The 21,681-nt window shown below is 43.7% G+C and carries 17 protein-coding genes; 4 read left to right on the top strand and 13 right to left on the bottom strand.

The window, feature by feature from the left end; genetic code table 11:
- Positions 1 to 10 precede the first annotated feature (10 nt).
- From BLS28_RS11590 to BLS28_RS11540, 11 genes are all read right to left on the bottom strand, one after another.
- Complete coding sequence (locus BLS28_RS11590; protein ID WP_091166880.1) at positions 11 to 1,300, bottom strand: alpha-L-fucosidase; 1,290 nt, start codon at positions 1,298 to 1,300, stop codon at positions 11 to 13.
- A gap of 13 nt (positions 1,301 to 1,313) precedes the next feature.
- The gene (locus tag BLS28_RS11585; RefSeq protein WP_091166878.1) at positions 1,314 to 2,078 is read right to left on the bottom strand and encodes an SDR family NAD(P)-dependent oxidoreductase; all 765 of its coding nucleotides are present in this window, start codon (positions 2,076 to 2,078) and stop codon (positions 1,314 to 1,316) included.
- A 373-nt stretch (positions 2,079 to 2,451) separates the two neighbouring features.
- Entirely contained in the window at positions 2,452 to 4,113 is a 1,662-nt protein-coding gene (locus tag BLS28_RS11580) for a UxaA family hydrolase (protein WP_091166876.1), read from the bottom strand.
- Between the two features lie 49 nt (positions 4,114 to 4,162).
- Positions 4,163 to 5,515, bottom strand: coding sequence for an alpha-L-fucosidase (locus BLS28_RS11575; RefSeq protein ID WP_091166873.1), 1,353 nt, complete (start codon positions 5,513 to 5,515; stop codon positions 4,163 to 4,165).
- 11 nt (positions 5,516 to 5,526) lie between these two features.
- Positions 5,527 to 5,859 (bottom strand): L-rhamnose mutarotase, encoded by a 333-nt coding sequence (locus tag BLS28_RS11570; protein ID WP_091166871.1) that lies wholly within the window; start codon positions 5,857 to 5,859, stop codon positions 5,527 to 5,529.
- A gap of 335 nt (positions 5,860 to 6,194) precedes the next feature.
- On the bottom strand, positions 6,195 to 6,683 hold the full coding sequence (locus BLS28_RS11565; RefSeq protein ID WP_091166869.1) for a hypothetical protein: 489 nt from the start codon (positions 6,681 to 6,683) through the stop codon (positions 6,195 to 6,197).
- A 27-nt stretch (positions 6,684 to 6,710) separates the two neighbouring features.
- Complete coding sequence (locus BLS28_RS11560; RefSeq protein ID WP_091166867.1) at positions 6,711 to 8,948, bottom strand: penicillin acylase family protein; 2,238 nt, start codon at positions 8,946 to 8,948, stop codon at positions 6,711 to 6,713.
- Positions 8,949 to 9,418: 470 nt separating this feature from the next.
- Complete coding sequence (locus BLS28_RS11555; protein WP_176844436.1) at positions 9,419 to 10,483, bottom strand: DUF3810 domain-containing protein; 1,065 nt, start codon at positions 10,481 to 10,483, stop codon at positions 9,419 to 9,421.
- A gap of 170 nt (positions 10,484 to 10,653) precedes the next feature.
- Positions 10,654 to 11,172, bottom strand: coding sequence for a DUF2911 domain-containing protein (locus tag BLS28_RS11550; RefSeq protein WP_091166863.1), 519 nt, complete (start codon positions 11,170 to 11,172; stop codon positions 10,654 to 10,656).
- Positions 11,173 to 11,444: 272 nt separating this feature from the next.
- Positions 11,445 to 13,850, bottom strand: a complete 2,406-nt coding sequence (locus BLS28_RS11545; protein ID WP_091166861.1) for a hypothetical protein — start codon at positions 13,848 to 13,850, stop codon at positions 11,445 to 11,447.
- Positions 13,851 to 13,964: 114 nt separating this feature from the next.
- A complete protein-coding gene (locus tag BLS28_RS11540; RefSeq protein ID WP_091166858.1) occupies positions 13,965 to 14,171 on the bottom strand; it encodes a hypothetical protein in 207 nt (68 codons plus the stop codon).
- A gap of 291 nt (positions 14,172 to 14,462) precedes the next feature.
- Between BLS28_RS11540 and BLS28_RS11535 the strand changes: the two genes are divergently transcribed.
- Complete coding sequence (locus BLS28_RS11535; RefSeq protein ID WP_091166857.1) at positions 14,463 to 15,110, top strand: DUF47 domain-containing protein; 648 nt, start codon at positions 14,463 to 14,465, stop codon at positions 15,108 to 15,110.
- Positions 15,111 to 15,234: 124 nt separating this feature from the next.
- Here BLS28_RS11535 and BLS28_RS11530 read toward each other — a convergent pair whose 3' ends face one another.
- Positions 15,235 to 17,721: a TonB-dependent receptor gene (locus tag BLS28_RS11530; RefSeq protein ID WP_091166854.1), complete on the bottom strand. Its 2,487-nt coding sequence runs from the start codon at positions 17,719 to 17,721 to the stop codon at positions 15,235 to 15,237.
- A gap of 147 nt (positions 17,722 to 17,868) precedes the next feature.
- Complete coding sequence (locus tag BLS28_RS11525; protein ID WP_091166851.1) at positions 17,869 to 18,282, bottom strand: EamA family transporter; 414 nt, start codon at positions 18,280 to 18,282, stop codon at positions 17,869 to 17,871.
- 147 nt (positions 18,283 to 18,429) lie between these two features.
- On the opposite strand from BLS28_RS11525, the gene BLS28_RS11520 reads away from it, so the two are divergent.
- From BLS28_RS11520 to BLS28_RS11510, 3 genes are all read left to right on the top strand, one after another.
- Positions 18,430 to 19,107, top strand: coding sequence for a response regulator transcription factor (locus BLS28_RS11520; protein WP_091166849.1), 678 nt, complete (start codon positions 18,430 to 18,432; stop codon positions 19,105 to 19,107).
- Entirely contained in the window at positions 19,107 to 20,354 is a 1,248-nt protein-coding gene (locus BLS28_RS11515) for a sensor histidine kinase (protein WP_091166847.1), read from the top strand. The genes BLS28_RS11520 and BLS28_RS11515 overlap by 1 nt, the downstream gene beginning before the upstream one ends.
- A 78-nt stretch (positions 20,355 to 20,432) precedes the next feature.
- Positions 20,433 to 21,680, top strand: a complete 1,248-nt coding sequence (locus BLS28_RS11510; RefSeq protein ID WP_091166845.1) for a TolC family protein — start codon at positions 20,433 to 20,435, stop codon at positions 21,678 to 21,680.
- Position 21,681 lies beyond the last annotated feature (1 nt).

Here is a 21,681-nt window from a genome sequence, read left to right as displayed (position 1 = left end):
TATCGTTGTATTAGTTAGTTGTCAGTTTAATAATAGTATCGTTAGGGTCGGTTGCCACGCCGCTAAGATATACAAACACGCCCTCGGTTTGTTGTTTAAATTTCACCGCGCTGCCATCGGCCAGTAAAGCGGCTTTGGTTACTTTTCCTTTTAATTGCGGAATGAAAACGTAGGGTTGTTGCGGTGCTGTCATCACATGCACATACAGGTTTTTATCTTTCTGAGTGATTACTCCCCATGGCTGTGCCGGGATACCGCTGCCGCGGGTACCGTAAATCGCTTCGCCATTTTTTTGTACCCAGGCGCCTACAACAGCCAGCGTATCGGTAAATTCAGGCTGAATTTTTCCGTTTGGCATCGGGCCTATGTTCAATAAAAAGTTCGCATTTAAACCGGCCGCGTTAACCAGGTAATGGATAATGCGTTTGGATGACTTAAAACTCCTGTCGGTAATGTTAAAGCCCCAACTGTTGTTAATGGTTTCGCAGGTTTCCAAAGGTAATGCACCTATTTTTGATTTACCGCTGAAACCTGTAGTATTAGCTCCGGGCAAATCCTTTTCAAACATCTGAAAATCTTCGCCCTCTTTTGGCTCAAGGTGATGGTTATTGCCTACCAGTATAGCAGGGTTCAGTTTATGGATCAATCCGTAGATCTCGTCATAATGCCAGTTAACATCACGCTCCCAGTGGCCATCAAACCAAATGCCTTTAACGCCGGGGTATTTGGTAATGAGTTCCGTAAGCTGCGCTTTCATAAAACTGATGTAGCTGTCCCAGTCGCCGTTTGCGGGCTTGCCGTCAACTATCGGACTGCCATAAGCATAATCCTTGCGGCCCCAATCCAATAGCGAATAGTAAAAATGCAGCTCAATACCTTCCTTAACACATTCCTGTGCCAGTTCCATTAAAGGATCTTTGTGGTAAGGAGTAGCATCAACAATATTGTACGGCGATGCTTTAGTACCAAACATGCTGAACCCATCATGATGGCGCGAGGTAACGGTGATATACTTCATGCCCGCTTTTTTGGCAAACATCACCCAGTCGTGGGCGTTAAAAGCCTGCGGATTAAAGAAATCGGCCAAACGTTTATAGCTATCATAAGGGATATGCTTTTCATTCATCACCCACTCGCCCGCGCCAAGCTCACTGTAAATACCCCAGTGAATAAACAGGCCAAACTTCATATCCTGGAAGTTTTGCCTTGCAGCAAGGTTGTCGGTCGTTGGCGTGTAGGTTTGAGCGCCCGCGCGTACGGCGCCAAGCAGCATACCCATTAATAATAGCTTTTTAATCATATTAAGTCAGGTTTTAATTGTTCAGGGTGATAAAGCCGCCATCGATAGGATAATCGGTGCCGGTAATAAATCCAGCTTCGTCTGAGCAAAGGTAAAGTGCCAAAGCAGCTACTTCTTCCGGTTTACCCATCCTGCCTATCGGTTGACTTTTTGAGAGCTTTTCAAAGATTTCATCCTCACGACCAGCGTAGTTTTTGGCGATGAACCCATCCACAAAAGGTGTATGCACCCTTGCCGGCGAGATACAGTTGCAACGGATGTTATCATGCAGAAAATCACGCGCTACAGATAAGGTCATAGCATGGATGGCGCCCTTGCTCATGGAGTAAGCAAACCTGTCGGTAATGCCAACGCTAGCTGCTATGGAAGCCGTGTTGAGGATCACGCCGCCGCCATTGGCTTTCATTGCCGGGAGGGCCGCGTAAAGGCAGTTGTAAGCGCCTTTAACATTCACGTTAAACACACGCTCAAAATCTTCGGTACTGGTATTATCTGCCCTGCCAATATGCGCTATGCCTGCGTTATTGATCAGGATATCTATCTTACCTATTTTGGTAAAAGTATCAACCACTTGCTGCTGGTTACTTACATCACAGGCATAGCCCGTAGCTTTACCGCCCGCCGTAGTTATTTCGGTCACGGTATCGGCTGCCGCCTGATCGTTTAATTCGATGATATGAACCTCGGCGCCTTGCTGTGCAAATAACACGGCCATAGCTTTGCCTATGCCGCTGCCGCCGCCTGTTATAATTACTGATTTATTGGTTAGTTTGAACATAAGTACGGGCCGGGCCCCCTCTAAATCTCCCCCGAAAGGGGAGACTTTTTTGTTTTATGGTTATTAATATTTTATCTCTCAACGCCGTTGTTGGTATTGTCACCAACAACTTTTTTCAATTCCCTCCCTCGGGAGGGGTGCGGTTGGACTATGCGGTGGCAGGGAGGGGTTTATACGCCATGCTTGCCGATTAAGCATATCGAAGAAACCCTTCCCTACACCCTCCCGAGGGAGGGAATCGCACGAGCCCCAGCTTTTATTGATGTTATAACGACACTCTCCTCTTCGCCGTTGTTGGTGTTGTCACCTACAACTTTATGCCTCCACGCAAATCTTTCGCCGTTGTTGGTGTTGTCACCAACAACCTCCTATATTACAACGACACCCCTCTCTTCCACGGGATAAAATCATCCTGGCCAAGTTTTACCGATTTAGGTTCGGCTTCGCCGCTGGCTACTTTTATTACGTAATCCAGGATCCGCTCGCCGGCCTGGTGAATGGTTTCGGAACCTTCAATAATGGTACCGCAGTTAATATCTATAATATCGGGCATACGCTCAAACATAGCCGTATTGGTTGATAGTTTGATGACCGGCGTAACCGGGTTGCCAGTAGGTGTCCCCAAACCGGTAGTGAATAGTACGATGTTTGCGCCTGCGCCTACTTCGGCAGTGGTGCTTTCCACATCGCTTCCGGGGGTACATAGTAAATTCAAACCAGGTTTGGTTACTTTTTCAGGATAATCCAAAACTGCTGTTACCGGCGACGTACCGCCTTTTTTAGCGGCACCTGCCGATTTAATGGCATCAGTGATCAATCCATCGCGGATATTGCCCGGCGACGGGTTGGCATAAAAGCCCGATCCATCCGCCTCTGCACGTGCATTATAAGTAGTCATGAGGTGCATGAAGCGGCTAGCGGTTTCCACATCGATACAACGGTCGCTCAGTTCCTGCTCCACACCGCAAAGCTCAGGGAATTCCGACAGGATCACGGATCCGCCCATGGTAACCAGCAAATCAGACAAGTAACCCAATGCAGGGTTAGCCGAAATGCCCGAAAAACCATCCGAACCGCCGCACTCCAAGCCAATACACAGTTTTGACAATGGTGCAGGTTGACGGGTTGTTTCATTGGCTTTCACTAAACCCGCGAAGGTTTGTTTCAAAGCTTGTTTCAATAGCTCGCTTTCGGTGCCTACTTTTTGTTGCTCCAATACTACCAGCGGCTTGCTGAAATTAGCATCACGTTTAGCAATTTCATTTTGCAAAATGCTCACCTGCGCATGTTGGCAGCCTAAGCTTAATATGGTTGCTCCGGCCACGTTGGGGTGGGTAATGTAGCCTGCTATCAATCCGCAAAGGGTATCTGAATCCTCGCGGGTGCCGCCGCAACCCATGCTGTGACTCAGAAATTTAATACCGTCGATATTTTTGAACAGGCGTTTAGAGTTTGGCTTATCCTCGGATACCTGGATATCGGCGTTCAAGATCTCCTCTACAGATTTACCAGCCTGGTAAAGTTCCATCAACTGCTCCACATCGCCCTCGTAGCTTTTGGCTTTTTTGTAGCCCAGCTTATCAACCAGTGCTTCCTTTAATACGTTGATATTCCTGTTTTCGCAAAAAACCATCGGTACCACTATCCAATAGTTACCTGTACCTACCGAACCATCGGCACGGTGGTAGCCCATAAAGGTTTTGCCTTCAAAGTTAGTCGTATCGGGCTGGTGCCATTGTAGCTTGCGTTCGCCCAAATGGAAGCCTTCGGCTGCGTGGTGCACATTTTCGGTGGTTAACAAACCACCCTGCGGTATGACGGCCGAGGCTTTGCCTACCAGCACGCCGTACATGTAAATTTCCTTGTCTACCGGCAGTTCGTTAATGGCGAATTTATGCTTTGCCGCTACTTTATCTACCAGTGTAAAAGTTTGTCCATCAAACGTGATAACGGTTCCCTGCGGCAGGTCCTGTAAGGCTACCAGTACGTTATCATGCGGATGGATCCTTAAATATGTTTCCTTTTGTGTTGACATTATTTGTATATGATCGGCCCTTTTTTTAGTAAGGACAATATTTTTTTGCTTATTGCTGAAGCGTAAGTTCAATTACCGGAATTTCATACGGCGGTTTTTGTGCGGGGAGCGTTAACTCCAGGTCGTCACCGCTGCCATCCTTATATAAAAGTTCAGAGCTGTCATTTAAAAACTGCGCGTATTTGATCTTGCCTTTGTAACCAGGTAAAACCAGCTTGCCTTGCGGATAGTTAAACAAATGTATATACAGTTTACCGGCGGCTTTGTTATAAGTAAGCTTGGTTCCCTCTGGTATTTTATAAGTATCAGGAGCAAACGTGCAGTTGTATACCGATTTGCTGTTGGCGTGCATCCAGTAAGCCAGGCTATCCAGCGCGCGGGTAGCACGATAGTCAAACTCGCCGCGTGCGGTTGGCCCCACATTCAGGATCAGGTTGCCGCCATTGCTTACCGAAGTAATTAACAGATCGAGCAGTTGACGATGGGTTTTCCAGGTATTTTCATCACGGTAGTACCCCCATGAACCCGAAAAGGTTTGGCAGGTTTCCCAGGTTTTGCCACGGTATTTGGCCAGTTCGGCAGTGCTTACCTGTTCAGGGGTTTCAAAATCAGCGCCGTCTTTATACTCTTCCAAGTTAAGGCGGTTATCTACAATAATGCCCGGCTGTAACTTCCTGATCAGCTTAAGCAACTCAACAGATCCCCATTCGTCTTTGCCTTTACCGTGACCATCTTTGCGCGGGAATGAGAAATCAAGCCAAAGGATATCGATTTTGCCGTATTTGGTTAGCAGTTCGGTGATCTGATCGCGCATGTACTGGCGGTATTTGGCCATATCGCGCCCTTTGTTCAGTTTAGCATATGAGGCATCGCTTTTATCGGCAGGCGACTGTGGGTGGATCTCGTCAATAGTATATTGCGGATGGTGCCAGTCTAACAGCGAATAATAAAAGCCAACTTTTAAACCCTGTGCCCTGAAAGCGTTTACGTATTCACGTACCAGATCGCGTTTGGCTTTGGTATTGGGAGCTTTATAATCAGTAAATTTTGAATCGAACAGGCAAAATCCTTCGTGGTGCTTGGTGGTTAGTACCGCATATTTCATCCCTGCCGCTTTGGCCTGCTTTGCCCATTTTTGCGGGTCAAACAGGTCGGGGTTAAACTGGTCGAAATATTTCTGGTAACCGGCGTTATCAATTTTTTCGTTATGCTTTACCCATTCGTGGCGGGCAGCCTGCGAGTACAGGCCCCAGTGAATGAACATACCAAAACGGTCGTCCTTCCACCATTCCATGCGTTTCTCTTTCTGGGTATCGGTTTCGGTGCCTATCATTTTTTGGGCAAATACCGATGGGGCCATCAGCAACACAAACATCAACAGTAATTGTAGTTTCTTTAGCATAACTATTCTATTTATAAGGAGAAAATTTTGTCCATTAAAACCCATTTTGCACCTGCGGGCGCATTTTTTACCGGCGACTGAAATCCCCACATCAAATCTTCCCATTCCTTTACTTTAGGGTTCGCCGCATCTAAAGCTGCCGATTTTTCGAAACTGAAAGTATCATCAACCTCCATGATCATGAACATGCGGGTATCAAAACGGTAGATCTCCATTTTGGTGATTCCTTTGGCGATAATGCTGTCATGAATTTCGGGCCAAATAGCCTGGTGATATTTTTCGTATTCGGCAATGAGTGCCGCGTCGTCTTTCAGATCGAGGGTTAAACAGTATCGCTGGCTCATAGAATAGCTCTCAAAAAAGTTTATATCGGTAATACAAAGAAATAAGGTTTGCAGGTAAATAGTTATCGGGAATTAAACAAAATGTTCAACTATTTTGGCATAGACCGTTGATGTGTTTTGATTACGCTGATAGCGTTGATTTTGAACTTTGATTTTTAGAGATTGGGGATTGTCAGTTTTTTTTCTGAAACGGGATTTTTAAGGAATCTATTAGATGGACAGGATTTTTGTCTGAACTGTTTTTTGAATTTGTTAAATGGACAGGTTTTAAATAGCCAGGGATATTTCGATTATCATCCCGGCAATCCTTAAGTCCCTAAAATCATGGTTCAGAATCAATCAAAACCTAAATATTCCTTTTGGTGCACTTCTACCGAGCCGGAGATATTATCGTGATTAAGGAATATTACGATATGGAAAAAATCATTATCAAAAAGATAGATATCGTTTTTCACATCAGAGCCGTGGAGTTTCATGATCAGACCCATGTGTTTAGCCTGGCCTATTAAATTAATGATGTGTTGCGGTGTAGAAGTGGTATAGGTAACGGTACGCAGTACAGCTCCGCTGCTAAGCTTGCTACTAACGCCTATTACAATGGTTTCTTCCTTATTATCCGGCCCTATCCTGTTCAGGTGCTCAATGCTGTTGCCGTTAACATCCTGGAGATACCGGCGCTTGAATTTTTTCCCGAGGGTAAGATAGTTGTGTGCTTCGGCGTTTGAAAGATTGGAGATATTTGCCAGATCATTAATGGTTATGCTTTGGGCAAACAACGTTTCGCTGCAAAACAACAATAAGGCAATTAACAGGGTTCTCTTCATTTTTTAACTTACCAAATATACTTTTTACTATTTAAAACCGTCGCCGGGATGATAGGTGCGCTGCACGTGCTTTAAAACATCTTTTTTGTAAAACAGCACATCCTTAAATTTACCGTCAATAATGCCCTGCTCCTGATCGGTGAAGTTTTTTGATGCAGGGTCAAAAGAGCTGCCGCCATTTACGATGCTTTTGGCCCTTAACCGTGTACCAAATTCCACAACAGCGATAAAACTATTGCCCGAATATCCATACCGCTTGTTGGTGTTCATGGTACGGCTCTGGAACGATGGCAGCTGTCCAAAGCCCGATCCTGTTAAACCAACCGGGATACTGGGTTTGTTATCATCAAAGCTAATGCCATCATCCGGGCGCTGGTAACGGTTCATCTCCCCCCACTCCACTTTCCAGGTACCAAAACGGCTTTGCAAATTTTTAAGTACATCATTTAACCAGGCTAATTGCTGCGCCGGACTTATGGTTTTAACCAATGTTTGAAAGCGCCGGGTAATAAAAGTGCTTTCCTGATCGGTTTGAGGCGGCGGCAGTGCTTTCACCATCAGGGTGCCCCATTCAATAGCAAGCGAACTGGCTACAGAATGGATAGCGGTATTCCTGTCCCATTGCTGCAGTATCTTTACTGGCTCAGCAAGCGATTGCTTTACAGAATCGGGGGCTGCATCGTATGCTTTAAAAAGTGAGGGTAACAGATCGTCAAAAGCGGCCAGGTAGTGGTCATACCCTTTGACTACCAGGCCATCAAGCGTAAGGTTTTTCGCATCTTTTAAAATCCGGATAGCAGTTACTGCCCGGTAGTTTTCACCATCGGGGGCCATGTACGCCGGGTATTTACTTTTATCCGGACTTGACGTGCCCGAAGCCGTATATGGTGTTGAATTACAGTTCTGGATCCAGCCGGTGGCGGGGTTGGTAATGGTGATGATCTCGCTCAGCTTGTGGACACCCTGCCATTCGGTAGCTGATGTGCTGCCATCAACCGGCAGGCTCCAGTCATATTTGGGATTGCGTTTGGGGATGTAGTTGCCGTACCAAAAAATTGTATTCCCCTTATCATCTGCGTAAACGGTACTGTTTGTAGCGTTTGATAACATATTCATGGCCTTTTTATATTCGCCCAGGTTATTAGCTTTGGTTATCAGCCATGACTCAACCAGGGCATTGTATGAGCGGTTGTTAGCTTTAAGTGCCATCCACTTACCATCCCTGGCGCCCAGCACCGGGCCGTGATGGGTATAATAGCCTGTTATGGAGCGCTGTTCAATCTCATCGTTATGCTTTATTTTGAAAGATAGTTCGCGGGTGATAACGGGCCTTAGCTTACCATCATATTCGTAATACCATTTACCCTCTTTTTTACTCACTTTTTCGGCGTAAAGATCGGCTACGTCGGCATAGGCACTGGTATGCATCCATCCGCAGTGCTGGTTAAAGCCCTGGTAAATAAAAAACTGGCCCCAGGTAACAGCCCCGTACGCGTTAAGGCCTTCATCGCTTACCAGCGCAACCTCACTGCGAAAATAGAACGGCACATGCGGATTGATATACAACAAAGCATGGCCCGATGCCGATTTGGATGGTGCTATAGCAAAGCCGTTTGAGCCGGTTTCGCGCTCGTTCACCATGTCGTAAATATTTTTTTCCGGCTCGCTGATCACCGCGCCGAGCTTTTCGGGGGCAGTACTGTAAAACTCTTTGGTTTCGCTTAGTTTAATCCCCCCGGTTTCGGTAGCGGCAACGCTGCCATCGGTAAACATCAACGCGTACCAGGGTTCAAAATGTTTAAATACCTGGGGTTTTACTTCGGGATGTTTGTATAGGTAATAGTTAATGCCATCGGCAAACGCATCCAACAGTTTCCGGAACCAGGGGGCGCTTGTTTTATAATCTTTAATGGCATCGGCACTATCGGCAATCAGTTGCAGTTGCACGTCGGTATATAAATTAGTTTCGCCATCAACCTGGGTCTGTTTGCCTAGCTGGTAAAGGTAATTGCGTTCAATACCTTTAAAGTTATCTTCGCACTGGGTATACATCAATCCGAAAACAACAGCGGCATCTGTTTTTCCATAAATGTGAGGAACTCCCCAATTATCCCTGATAATGGTTACTGACTTTGCTAATGATTCGCTCCGTTTTATTTCCTTTTGATTAATTTTTTGAGCAAAAACCAAAGCAGGAAGAAACATTGAAACAATAATAAAATTAACTTTCACGGTAACAGCAATTTTACCAAACAATTTATCCATATAAATGTGAAGTAAACGAGGCTTTTTAAAGATTTTGAAGTAAATTTGGAGATTAATTCATAATAATTACATAGCACTGCCGTTTTTATTCAAATATTTACAATCGGCTTTTTTTAAGGTAATTATTTGCTGTACTTTTAAACTGTATAGTTAACATTTGATAAATTTCTGTACCGGTTTCCTTTCCGGTATCCGAATATAAAGAACTTGGGTACACATTTAATATGATATCTGAGATTTAGTTGATTCAATATCATTTGAGACGTGATATTGTGTGCGTTCCGGGGTGAGATACGGAACGCATTTTTTTATCTGCTACGCTCAATTTCACTTCGCGTCATTTTGCTTCGCGTCATTAGGTCATTTACCTTGTGTCATTGAGTCATTTTGCTTTGCATCATTAAGTCATTTTGTTTGTATTTCATGGCTCGATAATTCCAAAACAGTTGCATATCGCCTTCCAAAATGACTCAATGCCGCGAAGCCGATGACAACCATTGGTTTCGGTACCACGCCATAGCTAACAACACCATGCGGTTATAGGTTTCGAGGCCCTGGGGCTGGTTGTTGGCTTTCAGGAAATTATCGTAAAAAACACTGCTTATGGCCCCCAGCTTGTTTTCGTAGGCCAGCCAATAATTGCGCTCGGTGATATAATCGCCGCGTACATCTTTGCTGATGAGCGCTTTGAGTTCTTTATGCGCAAGGGTATCACGGGCGCCAAGCGAGTGCATGAATTCCTGCACGGCGAGATGATATGCCGAATAACGTAACAACCTGTCATGTGATTTTACGGCGATGACAAAGCCGGCAAAATCAGCTTCATCCTCCGCCCCGTACCCCATCTGGTGCGACATTTCATGACATACCACAAAGGGTCGGTTAAAAATGGGCATCTGGTAATTTACCTGGGCTTCGGAGGTGAAAGGGTTATAATAGCCCGAGGTACCGATATAATTTAATAATGGCGTCAATATCGATGGTTTTACATCAGGATTATAAGCCCTGAAATTAACAGAATCTTTACTGAGCACGCCGATGGCATGCCGTGCTGTATTATAAATATGGGTATTACTTTGGGCCCAGTCTGCTGGTGTAAGCCGTGCACGGGTAACGTTGGCGCTGTCAATCAGGATCCGGGTTACCGCTTTAAGATCAGCGGTTGTAAAAGCAGTATCCCTGAGCCCAAGCCGCTCGGAGGCCGGCAGCCTGAAATAGTTCATTCCCCACAAAAGATAAAAAGCCACAATGCCTGCCTGTATACCTATAACCAACCCTAAAAAAAGTCTCCCAGCCATTTGAAATCTTTTTTTAAACAACAGGGCAATTAACATGATCACCGCATAAATCAAATAAATAACCACGGCTATATATGCAATGTCGCCAACACTAAACGGAAATACGTTTAAAACGGAATGAAAAACCCGGCATATGACAATGTAAAAACCATTGGCATAATAACGTTCAACAGCCACCGGATGATCAGCAAACAGCATCAGCAAAAAAATAGTCAATGCCAATAATGTTATCGCCATGATTCTTTTTAGTACAGGTTTTTTTTGGGTTGGGTAGCGCATTATCTAAGGTAAATATAGCGCTTTAGGGTTCAGGTTTAAAAAAGAATGCTTTTGCGCGCTAAAACCCGGGTAATAGAAAAGGCCCCTGGCGGGGCCTTAAAAATTGTGAAAAATAAGGTTACTGAATATCATTTACTTACAGACACCGGCACTACGATCTTATCCCAGAACATGCAAAAGCTTTTTGCATCAACTGTATAAACTAATCTTTCGTGCATTGGCGCGGCTTTGGTTTTTACGTTTACACGCAGGGCGTCTTTTGACTCATCGTATTTAAACGCGCCCCATTGTTTGGCCACCTTGTTAAAAATAACTGTCCAGGTACCGTTTTCGGCAGGAATCAGGAAAAAGCCGTAAGTACCCGCTGCCAGTGGTTTACCCTCAACTTTGATATCTTTTGTTGTTGTAAAAGTTGTGGCCTCGTTAGCACCTGCACGCCATACTTTACCGTAAGCTTCAAGACCGCCCCAAATTTTACGGCCTTTAACCGATGGACTGCCATAGTTAATAGTAATAGTTGAACCTGCAGCTGTACCGCTAACGCTATCGCGCGGGCTTGCAGGTTTGTTCTGGGCAAAGGTTACCGCTGATACTAATAAGGCGAAAGCAAACAGGAATGCTGCTTTAAGCTGAAATGATTTTTTCATAAGATTTCTCATAATTTATTTAATATAAAGATAGATTGAAATTTGATTTAAAAACAACTATTCGTTTAAATACCTTCGAGAGGTGATTTTAACACATAAAACACTGAAAATAAACACCCGATGATTAAACTATTTTGATTTTATATTGTTTAATAATTGAAAGATCACATTGCAATTAGGAATAGACCGGAGGGATTCATAGCCCAAAGGTTAAACAATTGTTGTGGTTTTTTTACCCTGCCTACCATGGCAGGGTTTTTTATGCGCCGGCATCATTGTACCTTATAAGTTAATATGCTCCGCCCTATATTGCCTGCTTCATCAATACCCTCTATCACCAAACGGTAATTACCTTTGCTATCTGCATTAAAAAAATCAAACGAGGCATTGCCATCTTTGCCAGTTACAATATCGGGGTTCCAGTAGATAGCGGTTCTTGCGTCAGGTTTCTTATCAGCACCTGTTGATGCTTCATAAACCGGCGAATAAAAGGTACGGGCTTTGTAAAAACCCCTTGCTGTAAAATACAGTAAGCCTGGCGAAATCACATTATTTGAAACAACCGGAGCTTGAGTTTTCCACATTTTGAGCACCAATACCCCATTTGCCCCTCTTACACCATATATGGTAGCATCGTTATTTTTTAACACATTTACACTTTCAACATCAGCAGCATTGTAATTATCAATACTTGTTCCGGCCGGCAATACGGTATCATCAACTACAATCAACATTGGCCCTCCCTGCATGACCGGGTTCACCTTGTCGGCCAGGTAGGGCACACCTTGTCTCAAAACAATACCATTTAAACGTCCCTGCAACCCGTTTGACAGGGTGCTTTGGTCTCGCAGGTTATTTTTCCCCAAAAACTCTGTAGTAAGCTTACCGGCATTAATGCCTCTTTCACTAATGGTAACCGCATTAAGTGCCCTGCTATTTGCATCAGCTATATAAACCGGCTGTTGCGTAGTTTTATCAAAGCCCGCACCATTTACCCCTTGTGCCGGGCTCATCAAATCTCCGGTTTTGATATTTGTTAATGCCTTTGCCTGAGAAATGGATATTTTGGTATTACTTTTCCCTTGGGCCGTTTTAGCCTGGATCATGAACGGGGTTTTATCGTCATAAACCAGGTTTTTGAAAGTAAAATTACCATCATGATCGGTGGTTTGTGTTAATAAAGCCCCGCCTGCCTGCGGCATCAGGGTTACCGTACCGCCATCAACCGGCTTCCCCGAAATTGTTTTCACCTGGCCCGATACATCGAAACCGTTTTCGGCAGTATACACTGCGGCAGTGTTGGCATCATTTAGCACTTGCTTCCACTCAAAGTGGCGGTACCCCTGGCTTAGCATCAATACATCAAGGTTTGACCGGGTATCATTGCTAACATCAGCAAAATAATAATTGGGTTGCTCAATTGCCCCTTTCAGATCTGAAGTTAGCAGCAGACTTGATAATATGCTATTTTCATCGTCCCCGGTTGTGGAAACTTTGTCGGCATCAATAACTGCTGCTGATAAATAGCTTTTTACCGCCTCTCCATTTTTGTTTTTAGTATTGATAGCAATATGCACCTTTCCTCTTACCGGGTATAAAGGTTTATCGCTAACAGATGTAATCGTTAACAGGTCGGGATTTTGGATAAATACCAGGCGCTCATTGAGTGGTTCGCCCTGCTCCGAAAAAAGCGTTATCCGGGCTATACCTGTTTTAAAATCTTTTTTATTAAGATTTAGGTCGAGCACCTGGTTATCAAGCACGGTTTTTACCGAGCGGATACTACCGGCCGAATAAATAATTATCCCTATTTCCTTGTTCTTATTTTTAAGGTAATAAGCTTTATTGGCATTTATTTCAATGCCAAGTTTATCGGGATTATCATTGTTAACCATCAACGTGATCCCCTCGTTATCGGCTTTCGGTAAATCCACTATCGCTTTGGTACCATTGGCATAGGTTAAATTAGCTTTATAAGTTTTACCTGCTTCGGCAGTAATAAATATAAGCCCCATGCCCAGGTGTTTCGATTCAAACCTGGTTACTTCGGCATTGGTGTTGTCAACCACAACACCTTTAACATCAAGCCCCTGACCGTTTGTACTTACCGCTTTGAAGGCCAGTTTGATTGGTATACCGTTTACAAAACTTCCCCCTTCCGGAAAAAAAGCGATGTTAGGTTTACCTGCTTTAACCACTAACGCTTTATTGCCTGCAAATGCCCCGCCATTGACGTTTACCTGCCGGTCAAATAAACTCTGCCCGTTATCGATCATCCACTTAGTATAAGCCCTGATACGATAGGTTCCTCCGGGCAAGATACCGGGAAGACTAAAATCGCCTGCGGCCAGGCCGTTAACCATTTGCAGTGGGATAGTTTGCAGCAGGGAATCGGAGGGGCTAACCAGGTCGACATGTAACATGCCACTTAACTTTGAAGGCTCATGCTGTTCGCCCAGGGTTACATATGCTTTGAAGTATATGGTATCGCCTGCATTGTAATAAGGTTTATTCAAATGCAGGTACACTTTTTCAACTGCTTTATTGGCCGATAAAGTTTGCAGACGCGATACCACAGCGTCTAAAGGAACGGAAGGTGAAACCGGATTATTATTTTGTGAAAAAACAGGCACAGAGCAACACCATGCCGCTAACAGCGATAAAACTATCTTTTTCATAAGCGGGAATGACAGCAGGTTAAAACTGGTTATATAATGGCAATTAAATATAAGTATTTATTTGCAAAAACACTCATTTTAAATTAGTTATACACACCTACAAAACTGCGCCTGCTATTGCGTCAGTTCGGCATCCTGCTTGATTTCTTCCCAGTAAAGTGTTTCAAGGTAAATACCGTTTTGAATAGCTACACGCGCACGTATTTTTTCTAATTCGGCTTTCACTTCTTCATTGCTGAGCTCCCTACCCAGCGAATGGTAATAAATGGCGTAACCTGTTTTGCTGTTTACGCATTTATAATGCTTTTCCCCGGCTTTCATAATTGGATTGACTAATACAAATACAATACTGCAGATGGCAGGATTGTTTTAATTAAACTCAAATGTTACACAATTTTCCTTATTCAATTAGCAGGTTTCTTTTTACTTTAAGTCAGCAACTTACAACCTCACTAATTTCGTTTTATTACATTGGCTTAACCATTCTTAACATTAACTTAACAATTGGCATTATATTAATGGTTACTTTTATCCGCTGAATAATTTATAGTGACATATTTTAAAATCCACTTAATATAACTACTGTAAATTCACGACTGATAAGACAGATCAATGAAGAGCACTAACTCAAAATCGATATTTCCAAACTCAAACCAGGTTTTTTACGATTTGTTCAACACTGCTGTAGCCAATGTTACCGAAATGGCCAGGCTACTGGATGAAGCCGTTAATGCCCCCACCTCATATGAGCAGAAGTTTAATTTTGCCCATATTGATAAGCTGAAATTTAAAAGTTATGAGATAACGCACAGGGTATTCTCCGAATCGGGCCGGACGCTGATCTCGCCGTTTAACCGTAAGGATATGTGCGAACTGGCATCGGCCATTGATGACGTAGCAGACAGGATTACCATGGCCGCCCGCAGAATAAACCTTTACAACGTACCTGTTATTACCCAGCCAATGATAGATTTGGCTGCCCTGATCCTTAAAACCAGTACCGAGCTTGAAAAGGCAGTAAACGCCATGAACAACCTGAACAAATCGTCCGAAATTTTTGAGCTTTGCAGTAACATCAAAAAACTGGAAGCCCAGGCCGATGCAGTTCATAATAAGGCCTTTGCCGATCTGCTCAATAATGAAAAAGATCCGATTGAATTAATTAAATACACCGACGTTTTTGCAGCCATGGAAACTGCTACCGACAGCTGTGAAGATACAACGCTGATCATTGAAAGTATCCTGATCAAGAACGGATAAGACCTCACCCAACCCTCTCCAAAGGAGAGGGCTTTAAATAGATATTTTAAACAAAAAACGCGATGATAACTCATCGCGTTTTTTGTTTTTAAAGTCCTCTCCTTTGGAGAGGATTTAGGTGAGGTTATTTCCCCTTATCAGTTTGAGGACCATTGTCACCTCCATTATTATCCTGCTCATTGTTTCTCTCTTTTTCCCGCTCCTTCTTAAATTCAAGCTTGCCAAACTTATAACTCAGGCTTATGCCGAACGACTGTACCGGCACTAATCTCAGGTTGGTTGAATAAAAGTTACTGCCAAAGGTTGATGAGCTTTGACTCACGTATTTGGCAAACGGATTGGTAGCCGTAAGGCCGATGCTCGCCTTTTTATTCATGAACATTTTGCGAATGGCAAAATTGTAGAATACAAATTTGGGATTAGTACCCTGGATGCCCTTTTGCGATGAGTTATAGTTACCAAAAAACTCCGCGCTCAAATCATGACCAAAGCTATATTGCGCGTTGAGGTTAAGGCGGTATGCGAAGGCACTTACATTGGCAAAACCCGGGTTGGTGCTGCGCCTGTCGCTAAAAATCATATTGGTACGCAGGCTTAGTTTACTGGTTACCGGTACCGAAGCATAAATATTGATACCGGTGCGCTCTTCCGAACCTATATTATAGCGCTGGTTCAATGACACATCGGTATAGGTAGTGCCGTTTACATCAAACGTAGAATAGAAGGTAGTGAACTGCTGAATATCATCGGTGTTACGACGGTAGAAAGCTGCTATGTTAATATTGGCGCCTTTATCAAATGATTTGTTATAGCCTAACTCAAAAAGGTCGCCTTTTTCGGGTTTCAGGTTGGGGTTACCTGTACTGATATTATGCGGATCGCTGATGTTCAGGAAGGGGTTCAGATCGCCATAATCAGGACGCTGGATGCGGCGTGTATAGCTCAATTTAACAGACTCAGCACCATTGCCAAATTTGTGCGAAAACACAAGCGATGGCGCAAGGATATTATAAGATGGAATATTTACTCCCTGAAAATCGGCCTTAGTAGTAGTATACTCATCTCTTAAACCTGCTTTCACATCCAAAAATTTATCAAATACCGACGCTGAAGCTGATAGGTAATAGGCATATACCTTGCGTTCATAAGTAAAACCATAGGTTTGATTTTGGTTGGGCACGAAAGCATTACCGCCAAAAAGGGTATCTGTCACCACATTATTATTGATGTGGTTAAATACAAGCTTACCACCTGTTTCCAGTGTAAAGTTTTTGCTTACCGGCTGGGTATAATCAACAGAAATATCGGTCTCCCTGTCCTTACCCGGATTGTTGTTGGAGATACCGGATGAGGTTATGCCCGAATCATAATCCTGCCGCTGAAATGAACTGAACGAATTACGGCCAAAACTTGATGAATATAATACATCAAGCTCCTGTCCTTCTTTGGCGAAAGTTTTTTTGTAATTCAAACTTACATCGGTTGAGTAGCCACTGAATTTACTGCTTGAGTTACGGATACTCCTGATATCAGATATCGGGTTACCTGCTGCGTCAACCTCGCTTTGATCCTGGTTGGTAATTCCGTTGCCATGGTTACCAAAATGATTAAAGCCCACACCTGCGGTCAGCTGATCTTTAGGGCTGATATCCCAGTTAAAATTAATGCCCGATTCATAACCGCTGCGTTTAAAATTATTGCTGCCCTGCTGAAAAAGAGTGGTCCTGTTAGCGGCCGAATCGGTTGATACGCGGTTACGGGTATTGGGTGCGTTACTATTGATCTGGGCGTTACCGCTAAAAAAAGCGTTAACCCCAAAATTGCCTTTACGGGCATTGAGGTTAAATGAGCCGTTTTCGCGGCGGGTACCTGCCGATAGGTTAACACTGCCGTTAACGCCCTGCACTTTGCTATCTTTTAAGATAATGTTTACGATACCTCCCGTACCGGCCGCGTCATATTTGGCGCCAGGGCTGGTAATCACCTCAATACTTTTGATCTGACTGGCCGGGATGCTGGCCAAAGCATCGGCAAGGCTGGCCCCAAAAATGCTTGATGGTTTACCATTGATCAAAAAACGGATATTGGCATTGCCCTGAAGCTCCACATTACCATCAATATCAACCGTGATCTGCGGTACTTTTTTCAATACATCAATAGCTACGCCGCCCTGTGCACTTAAATCGTTTTGAGGGTTGTAAACCATTTTATCTATCCGGTTTTCAACAGTAGGTACTTTGGCAGTTATGGTTACGCCTTTTAGTTCATTGGCAACCGGAGCTAATTTGATCTCGCCCAATGATACGGCTCCATCTTTAACCATTACATGTTCGATAGTTGCTTTCTGGAAACCTAAAAATTCGGCGGTTATTTTATACTCCCCGGCGGGGATGTTATTTATGCTAAAATTTCCTTTGGGATCGGTACTGATGCCATTGAAGGGTGAAGCAGCGCCTTGTTTAAATACAGATACGGTGGCATAGTCAACCGGCAGCTTGGTAGTGGCATCGGTAACTTTACCGGTGATTTTCCCCTTGGCTCCGGGGACAGTTTGGGCGTGTAAGGTGGTTATAAAAATAAAAGAAAATAATATCAAAAAAACAGACTTCATTATAAAATACGGGTGTTTGGAACCACAAATTTTATAAGAAAGATTGGATTAAATCTGAATTAAATGGTATTGAAGTGTATTTGTTACAATATGTTTTTGTTATGTATATATGCTTGTTACATTGTATATGAGCATGTTACAAAAAGATTAGAAAATCAATACAATTGTGCCGCCAATGATAAGCAGCGCGCCTATGGCATTTTTTAAAGTTAATGGCTCGCCCAGAAAAATAACAGAAAGCGCTATGGCCAAAGCAACGCTTAGTTTATCAACCGGGGCAACCTGGCTTACCTTGCCCAACTGCAGGGCGCGGAAATAACAGATCCACGAAAGGCCGGTTGCACAGCCCGAAAGAATGAGGAAAGTCCAGTTGGTTTTAGTAAGACTGCCGATACCGCCATGAGTCCCTTTAAAAAGCGATATGGCCCAGGCCAGGATCAGGATTATGACGGTACGGATGGCCGTAGCAAGGTCGGTATCAACTCCTTTAATCCCTATTTTGGCAAAAATGGCTGTAAGCGCCGCAAACAGTGCCGAAAGTAATGCGTAGATCCACCACATAATGATCCAATTTTGTTTTTAACTTGCAACAAGCTAAATGCAAATTTGCTTAGGTATTCTGTACAAAATCTGTGAGATAGCTGTTAGCCTCTGCTCAAAATCCAGAATCTGTACAAATTGGCGTTTTAACTTTATCAAAAAAACGTTTTGAAAATACTCATCATCGAAGACGAAGAAGGCCTGCGCGAAAGTATTGAAGAATATTTTACCGAAGCCGGCAACATTTGTGAAACCGCGGCCAGCTATGCAGCAGCCCTCGCAAAGGTTGAATTATACCGTTACGATTGCATCCTGCTGGATATCACCTTGCCCGGCGGTAATGGTATTGATATATTAAAAAAGCTTAAAGCCAATAACTACACCGATGGGGTGCTCATCATATCGGCCAAAAACTCGCTCGATGACCGCCTCCAGGGCCTTGACCTCGGTGCCGATGATTATCTGGTAAAACCCTTTCACCTTTCGGAATTGAAGGCGAGGGTATCTGCCATCATCAGGCGTAAAATGTTCAATGGCAGCAACGTGCTTAACTTTAACGAGCTCAGTATCGACCTGATGGCCAAAACCGTAGCTGTAAACGGCACGCCGGTAAAGTTTACCCGTAAGGAATTTGCTTTGCTTATCTATTTTATCTCCAACAAAGGCAAGGTAATTTCAAAAAACGCCATTGCCGAACATTTATGGGGCGATGGCATCGACCTGGTCAATAATTTCGACTTTATTTATTCGCACATTAAAAACATCCGCAAAAAAATAATGGAAGCCGGCGGTAAGGATTATATTTATGCAGCCTATGGTATGGGCTACAAATTTGCCGATCAATAATGAAGCTTTCGGAAAGGTATAACCGGGTAAATTTAATTGCTACTATCGTTATCATGCTGATAACCGGTGCCATTTATTACCAGGCCATCAGCCTCATCCTTACTAATCAAAAAGACAATTCACTTAAGGTTGAAGAGCAGGAAGTTTTTGATTACGTAAAGCTCAATCACCACCTGCCCCAGGTTTTCGCCTCTAAAGATCAGCAGATCACCTTTATTTCGGCCGAACCCAATTCCGTTAAACGCGAATTTTTTAACACTACTTATTACCGCGAAAAAGACGAGCCGGAATCAGGTCGCGGTTTGGTCAGTTCGGTAAAAGTTGGCGACAGGTATTATAAAATTCTGATAGTTGAATCAAAAGTAGAAACGGAAGATCTGATCCAGATCATCTTCGGCATTACCATTGGCGTTATCTTATTACTGCTGCTGGTGCTGGTAATTACCAATCGCCTCATATTGAGCCGGCTTTGGCAGCCATTTTACAGTATCCTGAGCGAGTTGAAACTATTTAACGTTACCGATAGCCGCGAAATGCCATCTCCCAATACCACTATCGACGAGTTTAACGAACTCCAGGCCGAAGTTACCGCCATGGCCGAACGGGTAAAAAAAGACTACAAAGACCTTAAAACCTTTACCGAAAACGCCTCGCACGAATTGCTTACCCCTATCGCTGTGATCAATTCAAAACTGGATACCCTAATCCAGACAGAAAACTTTAGTGAGCATCAAAGTAAATTGCTCAATGACCTTTACAGTGCTGTATCCCGCCTGAGCAGGCTTAATCAATCGTTGTTATTATTGGTCAAGATTGAGAACAAACTACTGAACGATCGACAGCACCTGGATTTGCAGGAACTTATAGATGATTTGCTGTATCAATTGGAAGATATTTTCAACGACAAAGAAATAACGGTTATTTCAACAATTGGCGAAAAAGAAATTGATGCCAGCAATTACCTTATTGAGATATTGTTAAATAACCTAATCATCAACGCTGTTCGGCATAACCGAACTAACGGCGAGATCATCATCAGCCTCACAAGCCAAAATTTAACTATCAAAAACACCGGTGAGCAAGTAGCCTTGAATCCTGAAAATATCTTTACACGTTTTCATAAAGCATCCACATCCGAAGGCAGCGGCCTGGGGCTCACTATCTCCAAACAGATCTGCGAAAGTTTGGGTTATCAGCTGGTTTACAGTTATGAAGAACTTTACCATATCTTCACGGTTAACTTTTAAATTTGTTACACTGCCCCTACCAATTTTTTCCAGAATTATCGTGTAGCTTAGCTATTATTTAACACAATACGCATTATTTTGACCATCCGGATAAAATGGGTTTTCGGCTTTTTATTTTGCCTGTTTAGTGCTGCTATACAGGCACAAACCTACAATCTTGAACATTACCTGGAGCTTGCCAAAAGCAACAGCCCGCTGTTAAAGGACCTGCAAAACCAGGTTGCGTCAGGCCAACTGGACAGCCTCCGGATCAGGGCAGGTTACAGGCCACAGGTAAGCGCTAACAGTGCCGGTCTTTACGCGCCGGTTGCCGGCGGCTATGGCTATGCCCCTGCTATAACCAACGAGCATACGCTTAATGCACTATTAGGCATCAATCAATCGCTGGATAGCAAAAAAAATATCGCCGCGCAGATCGACGCCGTTAAGCTACAGTCGCAATCGGTGCTCAATACCGCTAAAATATCCGAACAGGATTTGAAAAAAGCAGTCACTGCACAATACATCGCCGCATTTGGCAGCCTGCAGCAGGTAAAATTTAACCAGGAAGTGATCAGCCTGCTTAACCGGGAGGAAGCGCTGCTTAAAAAACTAACGCGCACCAATGTTTATCGCCAAAGCGATTACCTTACCTTTCTGGTTACCCTTAAGCAGCAAGAGTTAACACTGTCGCAGGCAAGGCTGCAATATAAAAATGACTATACAACGCTTAACTATTTAACCGGCATTGCCGATACCAGTTACATCGAATTACAGGATCCCGGTATTCAAAAAACTATCCGGGCCGATATCAGCAACAGCATCTTTTTCAACCAGTATAAAACGGACAGCCTTAAGCTGGTGAATAGCCGTTCATTAGTTGATTTCAGCTACAAGCCCAAGATCAACCTGCTGGCCGACGGCGGTTACAATTCTGATTTCCTGAGCGGACCAGCGTATAAAAATTTCGGGGCCAGCGTTGGTTTTAGTTTTACCCTGCCATTATATGATGGAGGCCAGCGTAAGATCCAGTACCGCAAGCTTTCGTTAGAAGAGGATACCCGGCGCAGCTATAAAGCGTTTTTTGATACCCAATACCGCCAGCAGATTGCCCAGCTAAACCAACAGATTGATGGTTCAGAGAAACTGCTAAACCAGATTGACGACCAAATGAAATACACCGAAAGCCTGGTAAAAGTTGACACCCAACTCCTGCAAACCGGCGATGTGCGGGTAGCCGACCTGGTGCTGGCGATTAATAATTATCTTGCTATAAAAAACCTTAAAACACAAACCAATATTAATAAGCTGCAGCTCATTAATCAGCTCAATTACTGGAATAAATAAC

The sequence above is a fragment of the Mucilaginibacter gossypii genome (assembly GCF_900100945.1).
Classification (GTDB): Bacteria; Bacteroidota; Bacteroidia; order Sphingobacteriales; family Sphingobacteriaceae; genus Mucilaginibacter; species Mucilaginibacter gossypii.
Note: the sequence above shows the minus strand (reverse complement) of the source record. Positions and strands in the feature narration are given on the sequence as shown.

Coding starts and splice junctions, on each gene's coding strand:
- BLS28_RS11590 (WP_091166880.1), bottom strand. CDS start 1,300: ATGATTAAAAAGCTATTATTAATGGGTATGCTGCTTGGCGCCGTACGC.
- BLS28_RS11575 (WP_091166873.1), bottom strand. CDS start 5,515: ATGCTAAAGAAACTACAATTACTGTTGATGTTTGTGTTGCTGATGGCC.
- BLS28_RS11565 (WP_091166869.1), bottom strand. CDS start 6,683: ATGAAGAGAACCCTGTTAATTGCCTTATTGTTGTTTTGCAGCGAAACG.
- BLS28_RS11530 (WP_091166854.1), bottom strand. CDS start 17,721: ATGAAGTCTGTTTTTTTGATATTATTTTCTTTTATTTTTATAACCACC.
- BLS28_RS11525 (WP_091166851.1), bottom strand. CDS start 18,282: ATGTGGTGGATCTACGCATTACTTTCGGCACTGTTTGCGGCGCTTACA.
- BLS28_RS11545 (WP_091166861.1), bottom strand. CDS start 13,850: ATGAAAAAGATAGTTTTATCGCTGTTAGCGGCATGGTGTTGCTCTGTG.
- BLS28_RS11540 (WP_091166858.1), bottom strand. CDS start 14,171: ATGAAAGCCGGGGAAAAGCATTATAAATGCGTAAACAGCAAAACAGGT.
- BLS28_RS11560 (WP_091166867.1), bottom strand. CDS start 8,948: ATGGATAAATTGTTTGGTAAAATTGCTGTTACCGTGAAAGTTAATTTT.
- BLS28_RS11570 (WP_091166871.1), bottom strand. CDS start 5,859: ATGAGCCAGCGATACTGTTTAACCCTCGATCTGAAAGACGACGCGGCA.
- BLS28_RS11580 (WP_091166876.1), bottom strand. CDS start 4,113: ATGTCAACACAAAAGGAAACATATTTAAGGATCCATCCGCATGATAAC.
- BLS28_RS11550 (WP_091166863.1), bottom strand. CDS start 11,172: ATGAAAAAATCATTTCAGCTTAAAGCAGCATTCCTGTTTGCTTTCGCC.
- BLS28_RS11555 (WP_176844436.1), bottom strand. CDS start 10,483: ATGGCGATAACATTATTGGCATTGACTATTTTTTTGCTGATGCTGTTT.
- BLS28_RS11585 (WP_091166878.1), bottom strand. CDS start 2,078: ATGTTCAAACTAACCAATAAATCAGTAATTATAACAGGCGGCGGCAGC.
- BLS28_RS11515 (WP_091166847.1), top strand. CDS start 19,107: ATGAAGCTTTCGGAAAGGTATAACCGGGTAAATTTAATTGCTACTATC.
- BLS28_RS11535 (WP_091166857.1), top strand. CDS start 14,463: ATGAAGAGCACTAACTCAAAATCGATATTTCCAAACTCAAACCAGGTT.